General features: G+C 69.7%; 10 protein-coding genes and 1 tRNA gene. 8 read left to right on the forward strand and 3 right to left on the reverse strand.

The genetic code is table 11. The features are described 5' to 3' along the window. Nucleotides 1-12: 12 nt before the first annotated feature. The 3 genes from eboE to ABZ208_RS03515 are packed head-to-tail and all read left to right on the forward strand — an operon-like array spanning nt 13 to nt 3,633. The gene (gene eboE / locus ABZ208_RS03505; RefSeq protein WP_356907897.1) at nt 13-1,182 is read left to right on the forward strand and encodes a metabolite traffic protein EboE; all 1,170 of its coding nucleotides are present in this window, start codon (nt 13-15) and stop codon (nt 1,180-1,182) included. Then, the gene (locus ABZ208_RS03510) at nt 1,179-2,567 is read left to right on the forward strand and encodes a nucleotide pyrophosphatase/phosphodiesterase family protein (RefSeq protein WP_356907898.1); all 1,389 of its coding nucleotides are present in this window, start codon (nt 1,179-1,181) and stop codon (nt 2,565-2,567) included. The genes eboE and ABZ208_RS03510 overlap by 4 nt, the downstream gene beginning before the upstream one ends. Nucleotides 2,568-2,601: 34 nt before the next feature. After that, complete coding sequence (locus tag ABZ208_RS03515; RefSeq protein ID WP_356907899.1) at nt 2,602-3,633, forward strand: sugar phosphate isomerase/epimerase; 1,032 nt, start codon at nt 2,602-2,604, stop codon at nt 3,631-3,633. Nucleotides 3,634-3,936: 303 nt separating this feature from the next. Here ABZ208_RS03515 and ABZ208_RS03520 read toward each other — a convergent pair whose 3' ends face one another. Further along, nucleotides 3,937-7,749, reverse strand: a complete 3,813-nt coding sequence (locus ABZ208_RS03520; protein ID WP_356907900.1) for a helix-turn-helix domain-containing protein — start codon at nt 7,747-7,749, stop codon at nt 3,937-3,939. 290 nt (nt 7,750-8,039) lie between these two features. Here ABZ208_RS03520 and ABZ208_RS03525 point away from each other — a divergent pair, with 290 nt between their 5' ends. The 4 genes from ABZ208_RS03525 (at nt 8,040) to ABZ208_RS03540 (ending at nt 11,570) form a co-directional block, all read left to right on the forward strand. Next, on the forward strand, nt 8,040-8,177 hold the full coding sequence (locus ABZ208_RS03525; protein ID WP_356907901.1) for a hypothetical protein: 138 nt from the start codon (nt 8,040-8,042) through the stop codon (nt 8,175-8,177). Between the two features lie 306 nt (nt 8,178-8,483). Beyond that, entirely contained in the window at nt 8,484-9,125 is a 642-nt protein-coding gene (locus ABZ208_RS03530; protein ID WP_356907902.1) for an HAD family acid phosphatase, read from the forward strand. Between the two features lie 356 nt (nt 9,126-9,481). Then, nucleotides 9,482-9,907, forward strand: coding sequence for a hypothetical protein (locus ABZ208_RS03535; protein WP_356907903.1), 426 nt, complete (start codon nt 9,482-9,484; stop codon nt 9,905-9,907). Nucleotides 9,908-10,028: 121 nt separating this feature from the next. After that, a complete protein-coding gene (locus ABZ208_RS03540) occupies nt 10,029-11,570 on the forward strand; it encodes an aldehyde dehydrogenase family protein (protein ID WP_356907904.1) in 1,542 nt (513 codons plus the stop codon). A 48-nt stretch (nt 11,571-11,618) separates the two neighbouring features. Here ABZ208_RS03540 and ABZ208_RS03545 read toward each other — a convergent pair whose 3' ends face one another. Next, entirely contained in the window at nt 11,619-12,929 is a 1,311-nt protein-coding gene (locus tag ABZ208_RS03545) for a DUF2254 domain-containing protein (protein ID WP_356907905.1), read from the reverse strand. Between the two features lie 177 nt (nt 12,930-13,106). Here ABZ208_RS03545 and ABZ208_RS03550 point away from each other — a divergent pair. Further along, nucleotides 13,107-13,194, forward strand: a tRNA-Leu gene (locus tag ABZ208_RS03550). Here ABZ208_RS03550 and ABZ208_RS03555 read toward each other — a convergent pair. Next, entirely contained in the window at nt 13,156-14,865 is a 1,710-nt protein-coding gene (locus ABZ208_RS03555) for a recombinase family protein (protein ID WP_356907906.1), read from the reverse strand. The two genes, ABZ208_RS03550 and ABZ208_RS03555, sit on opposite strands and share 39 nt — an antisense overlap. Between the last annotated feature and the right edge of the window lie 627 nt (nt 14,866-15,492).

The following is a 15,492-nucleotide window of genomic DNA, read 5'->3' on the forward strand; positions in this document are numbered from 1 at the left end:
GGAGGCCACAGGATGCGCTTCCGCCACCCCGACGGGTCCACCGTCCACCTCTCCTACTGCACCAACGTCCACCCCGCCGAGACCCTCGACGGTGTCCTCGCGCAGCTGCGTGACCACTGCGAGCCCGTGCGCAGACGGCTCGGCCGCGACCGCCTCGGCATCGGCCTGTGGCTCGCCAAGAACGCCGCCCACTCCCTGATCACGGACCCGGCAGCACTGCGCGGCCTGCGCGCCGAGCTGGAACGCCGCGGCCTGGAGGTCGTCACCCTCAACGGATTCCCGTACGAGGGATTCGGGGCCGAGGAGGTCAAGTACCGCGTCTACAAGCCGGACTGGACCGATCCGGTACGCCTCGCCCACACCACCGACCTCGCCCGCCTCCTTGCCGCGCTCCTCCCCGACGACGTCACCGAAGGCACCATCTCCACGCTGCCCATCGCCTGGCGCACCCCCTTCGACGAATCCGCTGCCGCCACCGCCCGCACCGCCCTGATCACCCTCGCCGAACGCCTGGACGCGCTCGAAGAACTCACCGGCAAGTCCATCCGGATCGCTCTCGAACCCGAGCCCGGCTGCACGATCGAGACCACCTCCGACGCGATAGGCCCCCTCACCGCCGTCGCCGGCAGCCGTATCGGCATCTGCATCGACACCTGTCATCTCGCCACCTCCTTCGAAGACCCGGAAATCGCAGTCACCGCTCTCGCGGCGGCCGGCATCGCCGTGCCCAAGGCACAGCTGTCCGCCGCTCTCCACGCCGAAAACCCCCATCTGCCCGAGGTACGCAAGGCTCTCGCGGCTTTTGCCGAGCCTCGCTTCCTGCACCAGACCCGCACCCGAACCGCCGCCGGCTTGCGCGGCACCGACGACCTCGACGAAGCCCTGACCGGCCGGGCGCTGCCCGAGGGAGCCCCCTGGCGTGCCCATTTCCACATCCCTCTGCACGCGCCGCCCGCCCCGCCGCTCACCTCTACGCTGCCCGTGCTGCAGGACACCCTGACCCGGCTCGTAGGCGGCCCGGCCCCCCGCACCCGCCACCTCGAGGTCGAGACCTACACATGGCAGGCGCTCCCGACCGCGCTGCGCCCCCGCAACCGCACCCAGCTCGCCGAGGGGATCGCCGCCGAACTCACCCTGGCCCGCGACCTGCTGACCGATCTCGGCCTCAAGGAACTGCCATGACGGACACCGCGCAGCCCACCCCCCTCCTCGTGCTGGACGTCGTCGGTCTCACCCCCCGGCTGCTGGAGCACATGCCCCACCTCAAGGCACTTGCCGGCTCCGGCTCGCAGGCCGCACTGTCGAGCGTCCTGCCTGCCGTCACCTGCGCCGCCCAGTCCACCTTCCTCACCGGCGCGCTGCCCGCCGAGCACGGCATCGTCGCCAACGGCTGGTACTTCCGCGAACTCGGCGACGTCCTGCTGTGGCGCCAGCACAACGGCCTGGTCTCCGGCGACAAGGTCTGGGACGCCGCCCGCCGCGCCCACCCCGGCTATACGGTCGCCAACATCTGCTGGTGGTACGCGATGGGCGCCGACACCGACATCACCGTCACTCCCCGCCCCGTCTACTACGCCGACGGCCGCAAGGAACCCGACTGCTACACCCGGCCCCCGGCACTCCACGACGAACTCACCGAGACATTCGGCACCTTCCCCCTTTTCCACTTCTGGGGCCCGGGCGCCGACCTCGTCTCCAGCCGGTGGATCGCGGACGTCACCCGACACGTCATGCGCACCCGCCACCCCGACCTGACCCTGTGTTACCTGCCGCACCTCGACTACGACCTGCAGCGCTACGGCCCCGACGACCCCCGCTCCCACCGGGCCGCCGCCGACCTCGACGCCGTCATAGCACCCCTGCTGAAAGACGCCGAGCAGGAGGGCCGAACGGTCGTCGCCCTGTCCGAATACGGCATCACCCGTGTCAGCCGCCCCGTCGACATCAACCGCGCGCTGCGCCGCGCAGGCCTCCTCGAGGTCCACACCCAGGACGGCATGGAGTACCTCGACCCCATGGCCTCCCGCGCGTTCGCCGTCGCGGACCACCAGCTCGCGCACATCTACGTCCACCGCCCCGAGGACCTCGACGCCACCCGCGACGCCCTCGCGGACCTGCCCGGCATCGACCGCCTCCTCGACGACGAGGGCAAGAAGGCCAACGGCCTCGACCATCCGCGTTCCGGCGAACTCGTCGCCATCGCCGACCCCGACGCCTGGTTCACGTACTACTACTGGCTCGACGACGACCGCGCCCCCGACTTCGCGCAGCTCGTCGAGATCCACCGCAAACCCGGCTACGACCCCGCCGAGCTGTTCATGGATCCGCTCGACCCCTACGTACGAGTCAAGGCGGCCAAGGCGATCGCCCGCAAGAAGCTCGGCATGCGCTACCGCCTCGCGGTCGTGCCCCTCGACCCCTCACCTATTCGCGGCAGCCATGGCCGCATCCCCACGAGCGATGACGAAGGTCCGCTCATTCTGTGCTCCACCCCCCGCGCTGTAAGCGGCCGCGTCGCGGCCACCGAAGTGAAGTCCCTGCTGCTTCAACTCGCTGGTCTCCACTGAATCACAGCCCACTGACAACGAGGAGTTATCCACCATGAGCCGCACGAGCAAGCACGACGATCCCGAGCTCGCCCACAAGCTCACCAGGCGAGGCATGCTCGGCGTGGCCGCGGGAGCCGGCGTCGCAGCCCTCCTCGGCGCCGCCGCCACCCCGGCCACCGCTCACGGCCACGGACGCGGCCGTCCCGTCCTGCCGCCCGGCCGGCTCGGCATCCAGCTCTACTCGCTGCGCGACAAGGTCTCCACCCTCGGCTTCGCGCCCGTGTTCGCGGAGCTCGAGAAGTACGGCTACGACGAGATCGAGTTCGCCGGCTACACCCAGGGCTCCGCCGGCCCCATCACCCTCGCCCAGCTCAAGCGGCTCGCCCGCGACCACGGCCTGAATCCCATCGGCAGCCACGTCAACTACTACAACGACAACGACCCGAACGCGTACAGCTTCGCCCAGAACCTGGACAAGGTCCTCGACGACGCCCAGGCCCTCGGCCTCAAGCACATCGGCACCGCGTCCGGCCCCTGGCGCTACGGCGCCACCGTCGACGGCTGGAAGCGCTGCGCCGAGGACTTCAACCACTACGGCGCCGAGGCGAAGAAGCGGGGCATGAAGTTCTACCAGCACAACCATGCCGAGGAGTTCTCCTTCGCCACCGACAGGCCCGACGTCCGCCTCTACGACGTCCTGCTCGCCGAGACCGACCCGGATCTCGTCTACCTGGAGATGGACATCTACTGGGCGTACGCGGGCCAGTTCCGCTTCGGCAAGCGCGCCGACGGCACCCCCGCGCCCTTCGACCCGCTGCGCTACGTCCTCGATCAGCCCGACCGCTACCCCCTCTTCCACGTCAAGGACGGCGAACACGACCCGGGCACCCGCGACGGCTACCGCATGGTCGACGTCGGTGACGGTGACATCGACTACAAGCGCTTCATCTCCGCGGTGACCCGGACCCGCGGCGGGCGCCTCGCGCACCACTGGCAGGCGGAGCACGACAACCCTGTCGAGTCCTTCACCTTCGCCCGCAGGTCCAGTGCCCATCTGCACTCGCTGCGCGAGAAGGACTGCTAGCCAGGGTCCGCCGGCCATGTGAACTCGGCTGGTGGATCAGGACCAGGCGCCATGCCGCCATGAACTGACCGATGTCGAGCGGGACTTCGTGCGGCTGTCGCTGCCACGGACGCCGACGGGGCGGACTCGGCCGGACGTTCTCACGAGGCTACTCGACGGGATCGTGCCGGCCAGGTCCGCGACCGCGCACGAGGCGGCAATTGCGCGGTGTCCGCCCTCCGGTTCGACAAGACCTCCAGGACCCCTCGAGCTGCCGACACCCCTCGCATCACCCCTGATGCGGGAGTGACACGCCGACGGCAATTACTGGAGGGACGGCAAGTTCGGGCACAGACGCTCGTAACGGTCGTCGCCGACGTAGAGACTCCACTCGTCCTGAGTCAGGTTGCGGCCCGCTCGACGGCACAGTTCGGAGGCCCACACGCGTGGCACGGGGGTCAACCGGGCGGTGCGGTCCCAGGAAGCGGTGGCCAGTGTGTTGCCGTCGGGGCTGAACGCCACCGCCGTCACCCAGCCCGTATGGCCGCCGAGTGTGGCAACCGGGCGGGCGCGAGCGGTGGCCCACAGGCGTGCCGTACCGTCCCGGCTGCTGGTCGCGATCGTCTCTCCGTCGGGGCTGAACGCCACCGCGGTCACCTCGTCGCTGTGGCCGGTGAGCGTGGCGACCAGTCTTTGGGTGGTGACGTCCCACAGCTGGGCGGTCCCATCGGTGGGGACGGTCGCCAGCGTTGCCCCATCGGGGCTGAACGCGACCGCGACCATGAGTTCGGTGCTGCTGTTGAAGGTGGCGGTCGGCCGGTGGGTACGGGTGTCCCAGAGGCGAGCGGTGCCGTCGGTGGAGGCGGTGGCCAGCGTGCGGCCGTCGGGACTGAACGCCAGTGCGTCGACCCAGCCGCTGTGACCGCGCAGCACAGCGGTCGGCCGGTGGGTACGGGTGTCCCAGAGGCGAGCGGTGCCGTCGGTGGAGGCGGTGGCCAGCGTCCGGCCGTCGGGACTGAACGCCACAGCGTCGACCGTCGCGCTGTGACCGCGGAGCACAGCCGTCGGCCGGTGCGTACGGACGTCCCACAGCCGTGCGGTCCCGTCCTTGTTGCCGGTTGCCAGTAATCGGCCGTCGGGACCGAACGCAACCGCGAACACCCGGCCGGCCGAGCCGGTCATGGTGGCAGTCGATCGGTGGGTACGGGCATCCCACAGCCGTGCGGTCCCGTCTCTGCTGCCGGTTGCGAGTGACCGGCCGTCGGGGCTGAAGGCCACGGCGTCGAGGTAGTCCTGGTGACCGGTCAGAGCCGTGATCGCCCGCCGGGTTTCGGTGCCCCAGAGGCGGGCGGTGGTGTCGGCGGAGCCCGTGGCGAGCGACTTCGCGTCAGGGCTGAAAGCGACCGCACGTACCTCACCCGTGTGCCCGGTGAGCGTGCCGGTCGCCTTGCGGGTCCGCAGATCCCACAGCCGGGCGGTGTCGTCCCAGCTGCCCGTCGCCAGCGTGCGACCGTCGGGCGCGAACGCCAGGGCACTCACGACACGTGTGTGCCCTCGGAGGGTGGCAACGTGTCGACGGGTACGCGCATGCCACAGCCTCGCCGTGCCGTCCGCGGAACCGGTGGCGAGCGACCTTCCGTCAGGACTGAACGCCACCCCGTACACCTCGCCGCCGTGCCCGGTGAGCGTGCCGGTCGCCTTACGGGTACGCAGATCCCACAGCCGTGCGGTGTCGTCCCAGCTGCCCGTCGCCAGTGTGTGGCCGTCGGGACCGAACGCCACGGCACTCACCCTGCTCGTGTGGCCGCGCAGGGTGGCGACGGGCCGGCCGGTACGCACGTCCCACAGCCGCGCGGTGCCGTCTGCGGATCCCGTGGCCAGGGTTTTCCCGTCGGGAGCGAATGCCACCGCCAGCACCTCACCCGTATGACCGGTAACCGTGACGATCGGACGGCCGGTACGCACGTCCCACAGCCGCGCGGTGCCGTCTGCGGAACCTGTGGCCAGGGTTTTCCCGTCGGGAGCGAATGCCACCGCCAGCACCTCACCCGTATGACCGGTCAATGTGGCGGTCACTCGACGGCTGTTGCCTGCCCACAGACGGACGCTCCTGTCCTTGCTCCCGGTAGCCACGGTGTGCCCGTCGTTGCTGAATGCCACCGCGGTGACCTCCCCGGTATGACCGATGAGCGGCCGAACAGGATGCATGGGGCTCGACAGGGCAGATTGGGCAGCCGCGTCGGTCCCAGGGACGGCCGCCTTGCGCAGACCGGCCAGGGCAAGGAGGTTCGCGAGGTCGGGCCGGCTTCCCAGGGTTGTGCGCGACTGTGCGGCGAGACTGCTCGCAGCGGCCAGCCGGCTCTTCCGGTCGGCCGATCTGCGCTGTCCTTCGGCGGTCTGCCACTGCCACACCGCGACACCGGTGGCCACCACCGACGCCACCACCAGCAGTGCGAGGGCCGCGGTGAGCCGCCGCAGCCTTTCGTTGCGGCGCCGGGTCGCTTCGGCCTCGGCCTCGGCCGCGGTGATCTCGGCCTCTGCCGCCACGACGCTGTCCGCCAGGAACTCCCTCTCCAGCGGGTTGAGGTCGGCACGGTGCTGCGCGGCCATGTCCGTGGCCTGGGCCAGCCGGTGCCCCCGGTACAGAATCCCGTGATCACGTTGCAGGGCCTGCCAGGTCTCGGCGGCCGCGGTCAGGTCGCGGTGCACGCGCAGCCAGTCGCGGTCCTCCACCAGCCACTCCCGCAGCTGCGCCCACGCTCGCACGAGTGCTTCGTGGGTGATCTGTACCGCTCCGTCGTCCGCGGTGACCAGGCGCTCCGCGATCAGGCGTTGCAGAGCGACGCGGGCAGGTCCGCTCTCGTGTGCGAGCTCCTCCTCGCGGACCCGGCGGCGCACGGCCCCACCGCCGTCGTCCACGGCAACGAGGCGGAGCAGCATGCGGCGTGCCGCTTGCTTCTCGTCCGGATCCAGGGCGTCGTACACCCCCTGAGCCGTGTGGGCCACCGCGTTCTGGATGCCTCCGGAGGCGTGGTAACCGGCGAGCGTCATACGGCGGCCGTCGCCCTGGGCCCACGTGGCCTGGAGCGCGTGAGCCAGCAGCGGCAGCGTGCCTGCTTCGTAGCTGCCGCCCCGCACGTCCAGGTCGCGCAGCAGCATCTCCACCAGTCCCGGCTCGAGTTCCACGCCTGCCGCGCGAGCCGGACCGGTGATCGCCTGCCGAAGATCGGGCTCGGTCATCGGTCCGAGCACGATGTTCCCCTTGGTCACCATCCCGGCCAACCCGGGTAAGGCGATGCAGCGGTGGAAGAAGTCGGCGCGAACGGCCGCCACTACGGGGACGGGCCGGCGATTCGTACCTCCGGCCGCCTGTGCGACGAGCGCGGACACGAAGGCGCGCCGCTCCTCGCTGTCCTCGCACTGGGAAAAGATCTCTTCGAACTGATCCACCATCAGCACCCAGGGCCCGTCGATGCCGTCCTTCGTCCTCCTCAGCTGCTCATGCAGCGCGTCCAACGGATGCGCCCCCGGCGTGAGCCGGACCGCCGTTGCGGGGGCCGAAGCGTCCGGCGACAGACGTCCCAGGCGCAGCTGGGGGACCAGGCCCGCGTCGAGAAGGGACGACTTGCCGGCGCCCGAGGCGCCGATCAGGAACAGGGGCGGCCCGCCCTCGACGCGGGTGCGAAGCAGCCGCAGCAGTTCCTCGGTCTGGGCCCGGCGGCCGAAGAACCACTCGGCGGTGTCCTCGGTGAAGGACTCCAGTCCGGGATAAGGGCACCGGCCGGCGGAGCGGCCGGGTGTGGTGCTGACCGCACCGGCGCGACCGTCCTGCGCATGTTCCAGCAGGAGCTGCAGAACCTTGTAGTCCCCACGCAGGCTCACCCATCGCTCTTGCTGTACGACCCTGCCCGCCTGCGACCGGGCCAGGCAGGCCTGTACGTACTTCTCGAACATGCCGTGGTGGGGTGCGCTTCTGCCCTTGCCGTTCTCGAGATCGGAGATCGTCTGCTTGGCGGAACCGATGTGTTCGGCCAGGTCGGTCTGGGTCAGCCCGGCTTCAAGACGCAGAGCTCGCAGCCGCTTCCCCAGCCGGCGCCGCTGCTCCTCGGCCGCGTCGGCTCCGCCCCCTTCGCTCATCCGCGTCCCCCGGTCCGGCTGTCCGGCGCAATCCGGCGCCGGTGGTTGTCGATCGCCTGCTGACCTGCCCCTTCGGCGTCCCTATCCGGGGTCGACCGCCACCGGTGAACCGCGGCGCTTCCCGGGTGCACGCTGGGCGCCGTTCCGATCCCGTCGGCCGAGCCGCCGAGCAGGAGATTACGGGCAACACGCCTGCTGCTGCCGCCACTTCGGCCAACACGAGCTCCGCACCCTGCCGGTGCGAAGGCCTTGGGGACCGGACCTGTCAATCTCCGACCGAAAGGATCACGGTGAACAACAAAGGGAACAACAGGTACTCCGTCCGGCGACTCGGGCCCACGGCCCTCTTCGGTCTGGTGCGAGGAATCGCCACCGCCGCGGGCTCGGGCGTGGTCGTGTGGATCACCTGGTGGCTTCAGGGCCGGTAGCCGTCCCGGCCGGCTCGATGGCGCCTCAAAGGGAACTCAGGCGTCCGCCTTCTCCGGACATGTGCCCGACATGTAGCGGAAATGCCCCCGAAACCGTCTCCGCCCGCCGTGCCGCTCCCGTCGGTGCACTGCCGTCGAAGGGTGCGGCACGTCACCAGGAACATCTCTCCAACTAATTGACGCTACTGACCAGTAGAGGGAATGTTTCATTCCGTACATCATTGGACGCGAGCATGCCAACGCCTGTTCGTTGTCCCGACGAACGGGCTCTTCCCTGCGCAGCATCGAGACCCAGGAGAACCCCCCATGCATGCACGTCAATGGAGGACGGGCACCGCGGCCACCCTCGCCGTGGCGGCTCTCACCACGGCCGCCCCTGCGGCCACGGCCGCCCAGACCGCCGCCCCCGCTGCACCCAAGACCGCAGCCGCCGCGTCCACCTTCAAGACCGACGTCGACTACGCCACCTGGCAGCGCGATGTGGCGGCCGTCATCAACGTCGCCCGCCCCTACATCGAGCAGAGGACCGCCAACGCGTCCGGCGAGAAGCAGGCGATCGTCCTCGACATCGACAACACCTCGCTCGAGACCGACTTCCACTACTTCTGGGAGCTGCCGACCCCCGCGGTCCGGCAGGTCCGCGACCTGGCCCGCTACGCGGACTCCCGCGGCGTCGCCATCTTCTTCGTCACGGCCCGTCCCGGCATCATCTACTCGCTCACCGACTGGAACCTGAAGAAGGCCGGCTACCCGGTCGACGGCCTTTACGTGCGCGACCTGCCCGACCTCTTCGACGAGGTCAGCGCCTACAAGACCGAGAAGCGGGCGGAGATCGAGGCCAAGGGCTACACGATCATCGCCAACATCGGAAACAACACCACCGACCTGGTGGGCGGCCACGCCGAGCGCACCTTCAAGCTGCCCGACTACGACGGCGAACTGTCGTAACACGCACACGAAAACGGCCGGGTGGCCGCGGTGACCGGTCTCCCGGCCGCCGCGGCCCCTTCCGCGTCCGGGCCGTCCGTCGTCTTCGGCACCGTACGGGAGGCAACCGGCGCCGATGTCGGGGTCGTGATCGTGTCCCGCCTGCCGATCGCCAGGACCGCCGTCACCGAGGCCGCCGGCGCACGTATCGGGCTCGCCGTCTCCGTTACGGAAGGCATGCCCGTCCGAACGCGGCGCCCGCGTCAGGACCGATCACCTTCGGCCAGTCCTGCGCCAGGATCATCACGGCCGACATCGCCGCGCAGCCCGGCCGCTTCGACGCCCTCCCGAAGCCGGGCACTCTCACGTATCAACTCATGTACGAGCTTCGGGAGATAGGTTGCTCGTCCGCGGTCGGCATCGGCGGCGACCCGGTCGTCGGCACCACCCACACCGACAGCCTCGCGCCCTTCGAGAACGACCCGGACACCGAACTCGTCGTGCTCATCGGAGAGATCGGAGGTGACGCGGAGGAGCGCGCGGCGGTGTACGTCGCCGAGCACGTCACCAAGCCCTTCGCCGGCCGCATCGCAGGCTTCACCACCCCGAGAGCAGGACGACGGGCCACGCCGGAGCGATCATCCCGGGCGCCCGGCGGCACGGCCGAAGCCGAGCAACGCGCCCCGAAGCGGCGGGCGTCCGTGCCGGTTCGACGCCGACCGGGACCTCACGCCTTGTGCACGCGCGCCTTGCGCAGTCCGCAGGCTGAGAACTCTCACTCATTCAGCGGCAGTTGTGAGTAAGCCTGTTACTTACGGGTAACGCTTCGGGCGAATCTCCTGGGGCGACCCGGCGTGTGCGAGCCGGCCGCCCACCCCCTTCGTGATGGCCACCTCCCGCCCCGAACGAGCGGAGAACCACCTCATGACACCCACCCTCAGCCTCAAGCCGGGCACCGCCTGGCCCGACGCCTGGCAGCGCTGCATCGTCACCGCGCCCGAGTCCTTCCGCGACGACCGCGTCCTCAACCTCTGGGGCGCCGAGTGGCATGCCGACGGCCGCGCCCTGCCCGCCACCAGCCCGATCGACCTCAGCCCCATCGCCGGCCCGCCCCGATTGGGCGCGGCCACCGCCCGGCAGGCCGTGCGCGCCTCGCTCGACCAGCACCGCGCCTGGCGGCACGTCCCTCTGCCGGAGCGCCGCGCTCGCGTCGCCGCGGCCCTCGACGCCCTGACCGAACACCGCGAACTGCTCGCCCTGCTTCTCGTCTGGGAGATCGGCAAGCCCTGGCGGCTCGCCCAGGCCGACGTCGACCGTGCGATCGACGGAGTGCGCTGGTACGTCGAGGGCATCGAGCCCATGCTCGAGGGCCGCTCCCCGCTGGACGGCCCCGTCTCCAACATCGCCAGCTGGAACTACCCGATGTCCGTCCTGGTCCACGCCATGCTGGTGCAGGCCCTGGCCGGCAACGCGGTCATCGCCAAGACCCCGACCGACGGCGGCGTCGCCTGCCTCACCCTGGCCTGCGCGCTCGCCGCCCGCGAGGGCATCCCCGTCACGCTGGTCAGCGGCAGCGGCGGCGAACTGTCCGAGGCATTGGTCCGCTCCCCGGAGATCGGCTGCGTCTCCTTCGTCGGCGGCCGCGACACCGGCGCCCGTATCGCCACCGCCGTCGCCGACCTCGGCAAGCGCCACATCCTGGAGCAGGAGGGCCTCAACACCTGGGGCATCTGGCACCACACCGACTGGCCGGCCCTGACCTCGGTCATTCCGAAGCTGTTCGACTACGGCAAGCAGCGCTGTACGGCGTACCCGCGCTTCGTCGTCCAGCGCGAGGCGTTCGCGGACTTCCTGGCCGCCTACCTCCCCGCCGTACGCGACATCCGCATCGGTCACCCCCTCGCGGTCGAGAACCCTGCAGACCCACTGCCCACCCTGGACTTCGGCCCGCTCATCAACGCCGCCAAGGCCAAGGAACTCGCCGACCAGGTGGCCGAGGCCATCGACCGCGGCGCCGTCCCGCTCCACCGGGGCGCGCTGACCGACGGTCACTTCCTCGAGGGCCAGGACACCTCCGCCTACCTCCCGCCCGTGACCCTCCTCAACCCGCCCCCGTCCTCCCCGCTGCACCACGCGGAACCTTTCGGCCCCGTCGACACCATCGTCCTGGTCGACACGGAGGCGGAACTTCTCGCCGCGATGAACGCCTCCAACGGCGCCCTCGTCGCGACCCTGTCGACGGACGACCCGGCAACGTTCGAGCGCCTCGCCCCGCAGATCCGCGCCTTCAAGACCGGGCATGGCAAGCCGCGTTCCCGCGGCGACCGCGAGGAGCTGTTCGGCGGCTTCGGCGCGTCCTGGCGGGGCGCGTTCGTCGGCGGCGAACTGCTGGTCCGCGCGGTGACGGACGGACCGGCGGGGGAGCGGCTGCCGGGCAACTTCCCCGAGTACCAGCTCAACGCGTAATACGCAGCCCCCCTCTACGCGTACCTCTGCGCAATCCCCATGAGGTCCCTATCCGATGCCCTGGCGGTCGGGCTCCAGCGCGAAGGCGCGCTCGGCCGCCTCGGGTACGGTCCTCTCCACGGCCTGCACGAGCAGCGCCCGATGCCGCTCCAGCGGTTCCCGCCGCTCCGCGGGGACGAACCGCAGCAGATCGTCGATCCCGGCCACCATGCGCCGGGACACCTGCGGGCTCCCCACGGCGCACCCCCGGATCTCCGTGAACCCGAGATCGACGAGATCACCCCACTCGGGCACGTCCTGCACCAGCCGAACCACCCCCTTGCTGTCCCGGTGGTGCACAGCTCCCAGCGGCCGGTTCGAGACCATCGCCAGGAACAGCACGATCCGGTCCAGGCACTGCACGGCGGTGGTCGGGTCGTTCACGGCCGGCGAGAGCGCCCGCAGCGCGATGTCGGACAGCTGCCGCAGCCCGAACCCGAGATCCTGGTGGAACGTACGCTCCACCCCGACCGACACGGTGGACCGCAGGGCCCACCGGACCGGCACGTGCCCCGGCTCACCGTGCACGGCGATCACCGGCATCCCCGGCACCACGAAGTCCCCGATCCGGGGGATCAACCGCAGTACGACTCCGCGGCGCCGCGCGATGCGTACGAGCCGCGCCACGTGCACATCCCGCAGCGTCCCGGACCGCCCTTGGTGATTCACCCTGGCGACCTCGGCGGCCAGCGGCTCCCCCTCCGCCGCCTGCACCGGCATCTTGGCCAGCACATGGAGCGACTCCTTGGTCACCCGCTCCACCACGGGTCCCACCTTCATCAGCTGCAGCGTCTGCGTCACATAGGCGATGAACAGCAGCAGGCTGAGCGCCACCATGAGCAGGGTCAGCGCGCTCTGCACCAGCGGGACGGATTTCACCAGCGCCGGATCACTCTCGCTGTCGTACGCCGTCAGTACCAGCAGCGAGAGCAGGAACGTCGCCAGGAACACCGAGAAGGTGAGCTTGCTGATCCGGCTCCGGATGAAGATCCGCACGACACGGGGGCTGAAGTTCCCGGCGGCCATCTGCACGGCCACCAGCGAGATGCTGAAGACGACACCGATGAAGGTCATCATTGCCGCGCTGATCGTGGTGACGATCGTCTTCGCGTCCTCGGCGATCCCGGTGAGGTAGTGGACGTCGTCGTACTGCCCGGCCTCCTGGAGAGAGTCCAGGATCAGGGCGTCGAGAGAGTCGGCCGCCCACCACAGCACACAGACGAGCACGAGCGCCAGGGTGGGCGCGAACCAGAAGGTGTCCCGCAGATGCTCACGCAGAGGGGAGAGCGCCCTGGGCCGTCGATAGCTGCCATCACTCACGCACCCGACGGTAGTCTCACGCAGCGCATATGCACCGGTACACGCTGTATGCACCCTGCTCCCGACGCCCCAGCACACCCCACTGACCACCGGATATGCAGGTGAGAGGCGCCTCGAACCCCTGGTATTGTTGTCCATGTCGCCGCCGGGGATCATTCTCCGGTGCGACAGCACCTGGTCCGGGTGGCGGAATGGCAGACGCGCTAGCTTGAGGTGCTAGTGCCCTTTATCGGGCGTGGGGGTTCAAGTCCCCCCTCGGACACCACCATTGACGATACGTAGACGAGGGCCTCGACCTGACGGTCGCGGTCCTCTTCTCGTGTTCGTAACTGACGGTGATGCCCAGGGCTTCGTACAGTGGGCCTTTCTTGTCGGCGTCGGCTGTCTGGATGCGCTGCGCAATGTCTCCAAGGCTCTCAGTGATCTCCCGGATCTGCTGCGCGTCGAGTGGAGCTCCCTTCTTTCGAGTGGTGGTGGGAAGCGCGTCGAGCTTCTTTCGCGCCGCCTCTTTGTCCTTCTGTGCCTCGTTGATCCACTGGGTGACGACCAGGGGGTCGGCACCGGCGTCGAGGGCGGCTTGGTAGCGGGTGAGCCGTCGCTCGCAGTCCTTGATCGCCTGGCGTGCCTGCGCCTGCTCGGGTGTGTGAGTCTCTGCGGTGATCGCTGCGGTGCTGGCGAGGGCGAGCGCTTCAATGGTGGCGGTGAGCCGGTCGGGGACGAAGGCCCGGGCGATCCACCGGTCCAGGGCCCGGCAGACGGCGTCTTCGCGCAGGTAGACGGTGCGCGGGTGGGTGAGGTCGGGGTAGAGGGCCTGTTCCTGGTTTTTGAATTCGCAGCGGTAGTAGACGTGGTCGCGGATGGTGGCGGGCTGCATCTTCCGTCCGCACAGGGTGCAGCGGACCCGTCCGCGCAGGGTGTAGGGGCGTGCGCCGTGTTTTCCGGCTCGTTCCTGGCGGCCCTGGCTGCGGGCCCGCTGTCGGCGGACGGCGCGGGCGGTGTCGAAGAGATCGGGGCTGATGATGGCTTCGTGGGCGGGTTCGTTGGAGCGGATCCACTCCTCGACCGGGTTGTGGGTCATGCTGGTGCGGTGGCCGAGGGTGACGTCGTCGACGTCGAGGAGGCGTTCTTCCTTGCGTTGCTTGTTCCAGATCTCGTAGCCGGTGTAACGGGGGTTGAGCAGGATGGCGCGCACGGCGCCCTGCTGCCACGCGGTTTTCAGGCGGTGCGGGTTGCGGGCGGCGTCGTGGGCGGAGGGGCAGGGGACGCCGTCGCGGGTGAGCTGGGCGGCGATGGCTTTGTCGCTCATGCCGTCGACGTACTGGCGGAAGATCCGTTGCACGACGGGTGCGGCGGCGGGGTCGGGTTCGAGTTTGTGGATGCGCTGGCCAGCGGCGGCCTTGGAAGGGTTGGGGTGGGGTCCGGCGTCGGCGATGCGGTAGCCGTAGGGCGGTCGTCCGCCGAGGTAGCGGCCTTGGAGCTTGGCCTGGGAGCTCATGGCGGTCCGCACCCGGATCTTGATGCGGTTGCGTTCTCCTTTGCTCATGCCGCCGAAGACGGACATGACGAGGTCGTGGGCCTCGTTGTCGGGGTCGATCGGGCCGCCGACCTCGGGCACCCACAGAGGGATGCGGAAGTGCACGAACACGGGGAACGTGTTGCCGAACTGGTTGCCGTAGAAGGTGCGCTGCGGCTCGCCGATCACCACCGCGTCGAACCCGCGGTCGGGATTGCGCAGTGCTGCGAGGAGTTCGTTGGCGCGGGGGCGGCGCTGCCAGGGCAGGGAGCGGCTGTGGCCGATGTCGAAGTATTCGGTGACGATCTGGCCTCCGGCGGGCTCGATCAGGGCTTGGGCGCGGGTCAGCTGCCAGTTCCGCGAGGCCTCGGGATCTTGAAGGTCCTCGGTGGAGCAGCGTCCGGCGAACGCGAAGCGGATCACGTGCGGTGAGACCCCCAGTCTGTGCGCGGCATGGAGCGCGTTGCGGGCTGTCGTACCTTGAAGCGGGCGAGAAGAGCCAGCCGCCGCCCGCACCTCCCAGCTAGCCGTTTCCGGTCTCGGGGCACGGCCAGCTTGGATCGGCGATCAGGACGCGCAGGAGGGCGGCGGCGACGGACTTGGTCACGTCGGGTAGCTCCTCGGGTAGGAGCACGCGGATCTTCCGGGACTTGTCAGGGCCCGAGTACCGCTCGGATGGGGGCCGGGGCATGCGCTGTTGGGCACGGGGGCCAGAGAACGGTGCTGACACATCCCCTATAGAGATGTCGCACGACAGATTTGTCGTCCTGCGCCGGCCGGAATTCAAGGAGTGAGCTGGGGCCCCGTGGCCACGGGGCTCTGCGGGGGCTCCGATCGTGTGGATCGCGGGTGTCGTTGATGTTCATACTTCTCGTCTAGCTGTCTGGAGCCGGTCGCGGTAGGCATGGCTGAGTGATGCACACCGTGCTCTGTGTCGCTGGTCACGCGATCTGATGCATTGTCTGATCAAGCAGCAGTGCCCAGAATTTCGTGGTGCCGAGCGTTTGAGTCCAGCAACTTGCGCGGAGCGCCCAGCAGGTTCTTGGTCTG

Source organism: Streptomyces sp. NPDC006208, from assembly GCF_040613775.1.
Classification (GTDB): domain Bacteria; phylum Actinomycetota; class Actinomycetes; order Streptomycetales; family Streptomycetaceae; genus Streptomyces.

Excerpts from the sequence above, each read along its gene's own strand:
- eboE (WP_356907897.1), top strand. The coding sequence starts at position 13 with ATGCGCTTCCGCCACCCCGACGGGTCCACCGTCCACCTCTCCTACTGC.
- ABZ208_RS03515 (WP_356907899.1), top strand. The coding sequence starts at position 2,602 with ATGAGCCGCACGAGCAAGCACGACGATCCCGAGCTCGCCCACAAGCTC.
- ABZ208_RS03540 (WP_356907904.1), top strand. The coding sequence starts at position 10,029 with ATGACACCCACCCTCAGCCTCAAGCCGGGCACCGCCTGGCCCGACGCC.
- ABZ208_RS03530 (WP_356907902.1), top strand. The coding sequence starts at position 8,484 with ATGCATGCACGTCAATGGAGGACGGGCACCGCGGCCACCCTCGCCGTG.
- ABZ208_RS03510 (WP_356907898.1), top strand. The coding sequence starts at position 1,179 with ATGACGGACACCGCGCAGCCCACCCCCCTCCTCGTGCTGGACGTCGTC.
- ABZ208_RS03520 (WP_356907900.1), bottom strand. The coding sequence starts at position 7,749 with ATGAGCGAAGGGGGCGGAGCCGACGCGGCCGAGGAGCAGCGGCGCCGG.
- ABZ208_RS03535 (WP_356907903.1), top strand. The coding sequence starts at position 9,482 with ATGTACGAGCTTCGGGAGATAGGTTGCTCGTCCGCGGTCGGCATCGGC.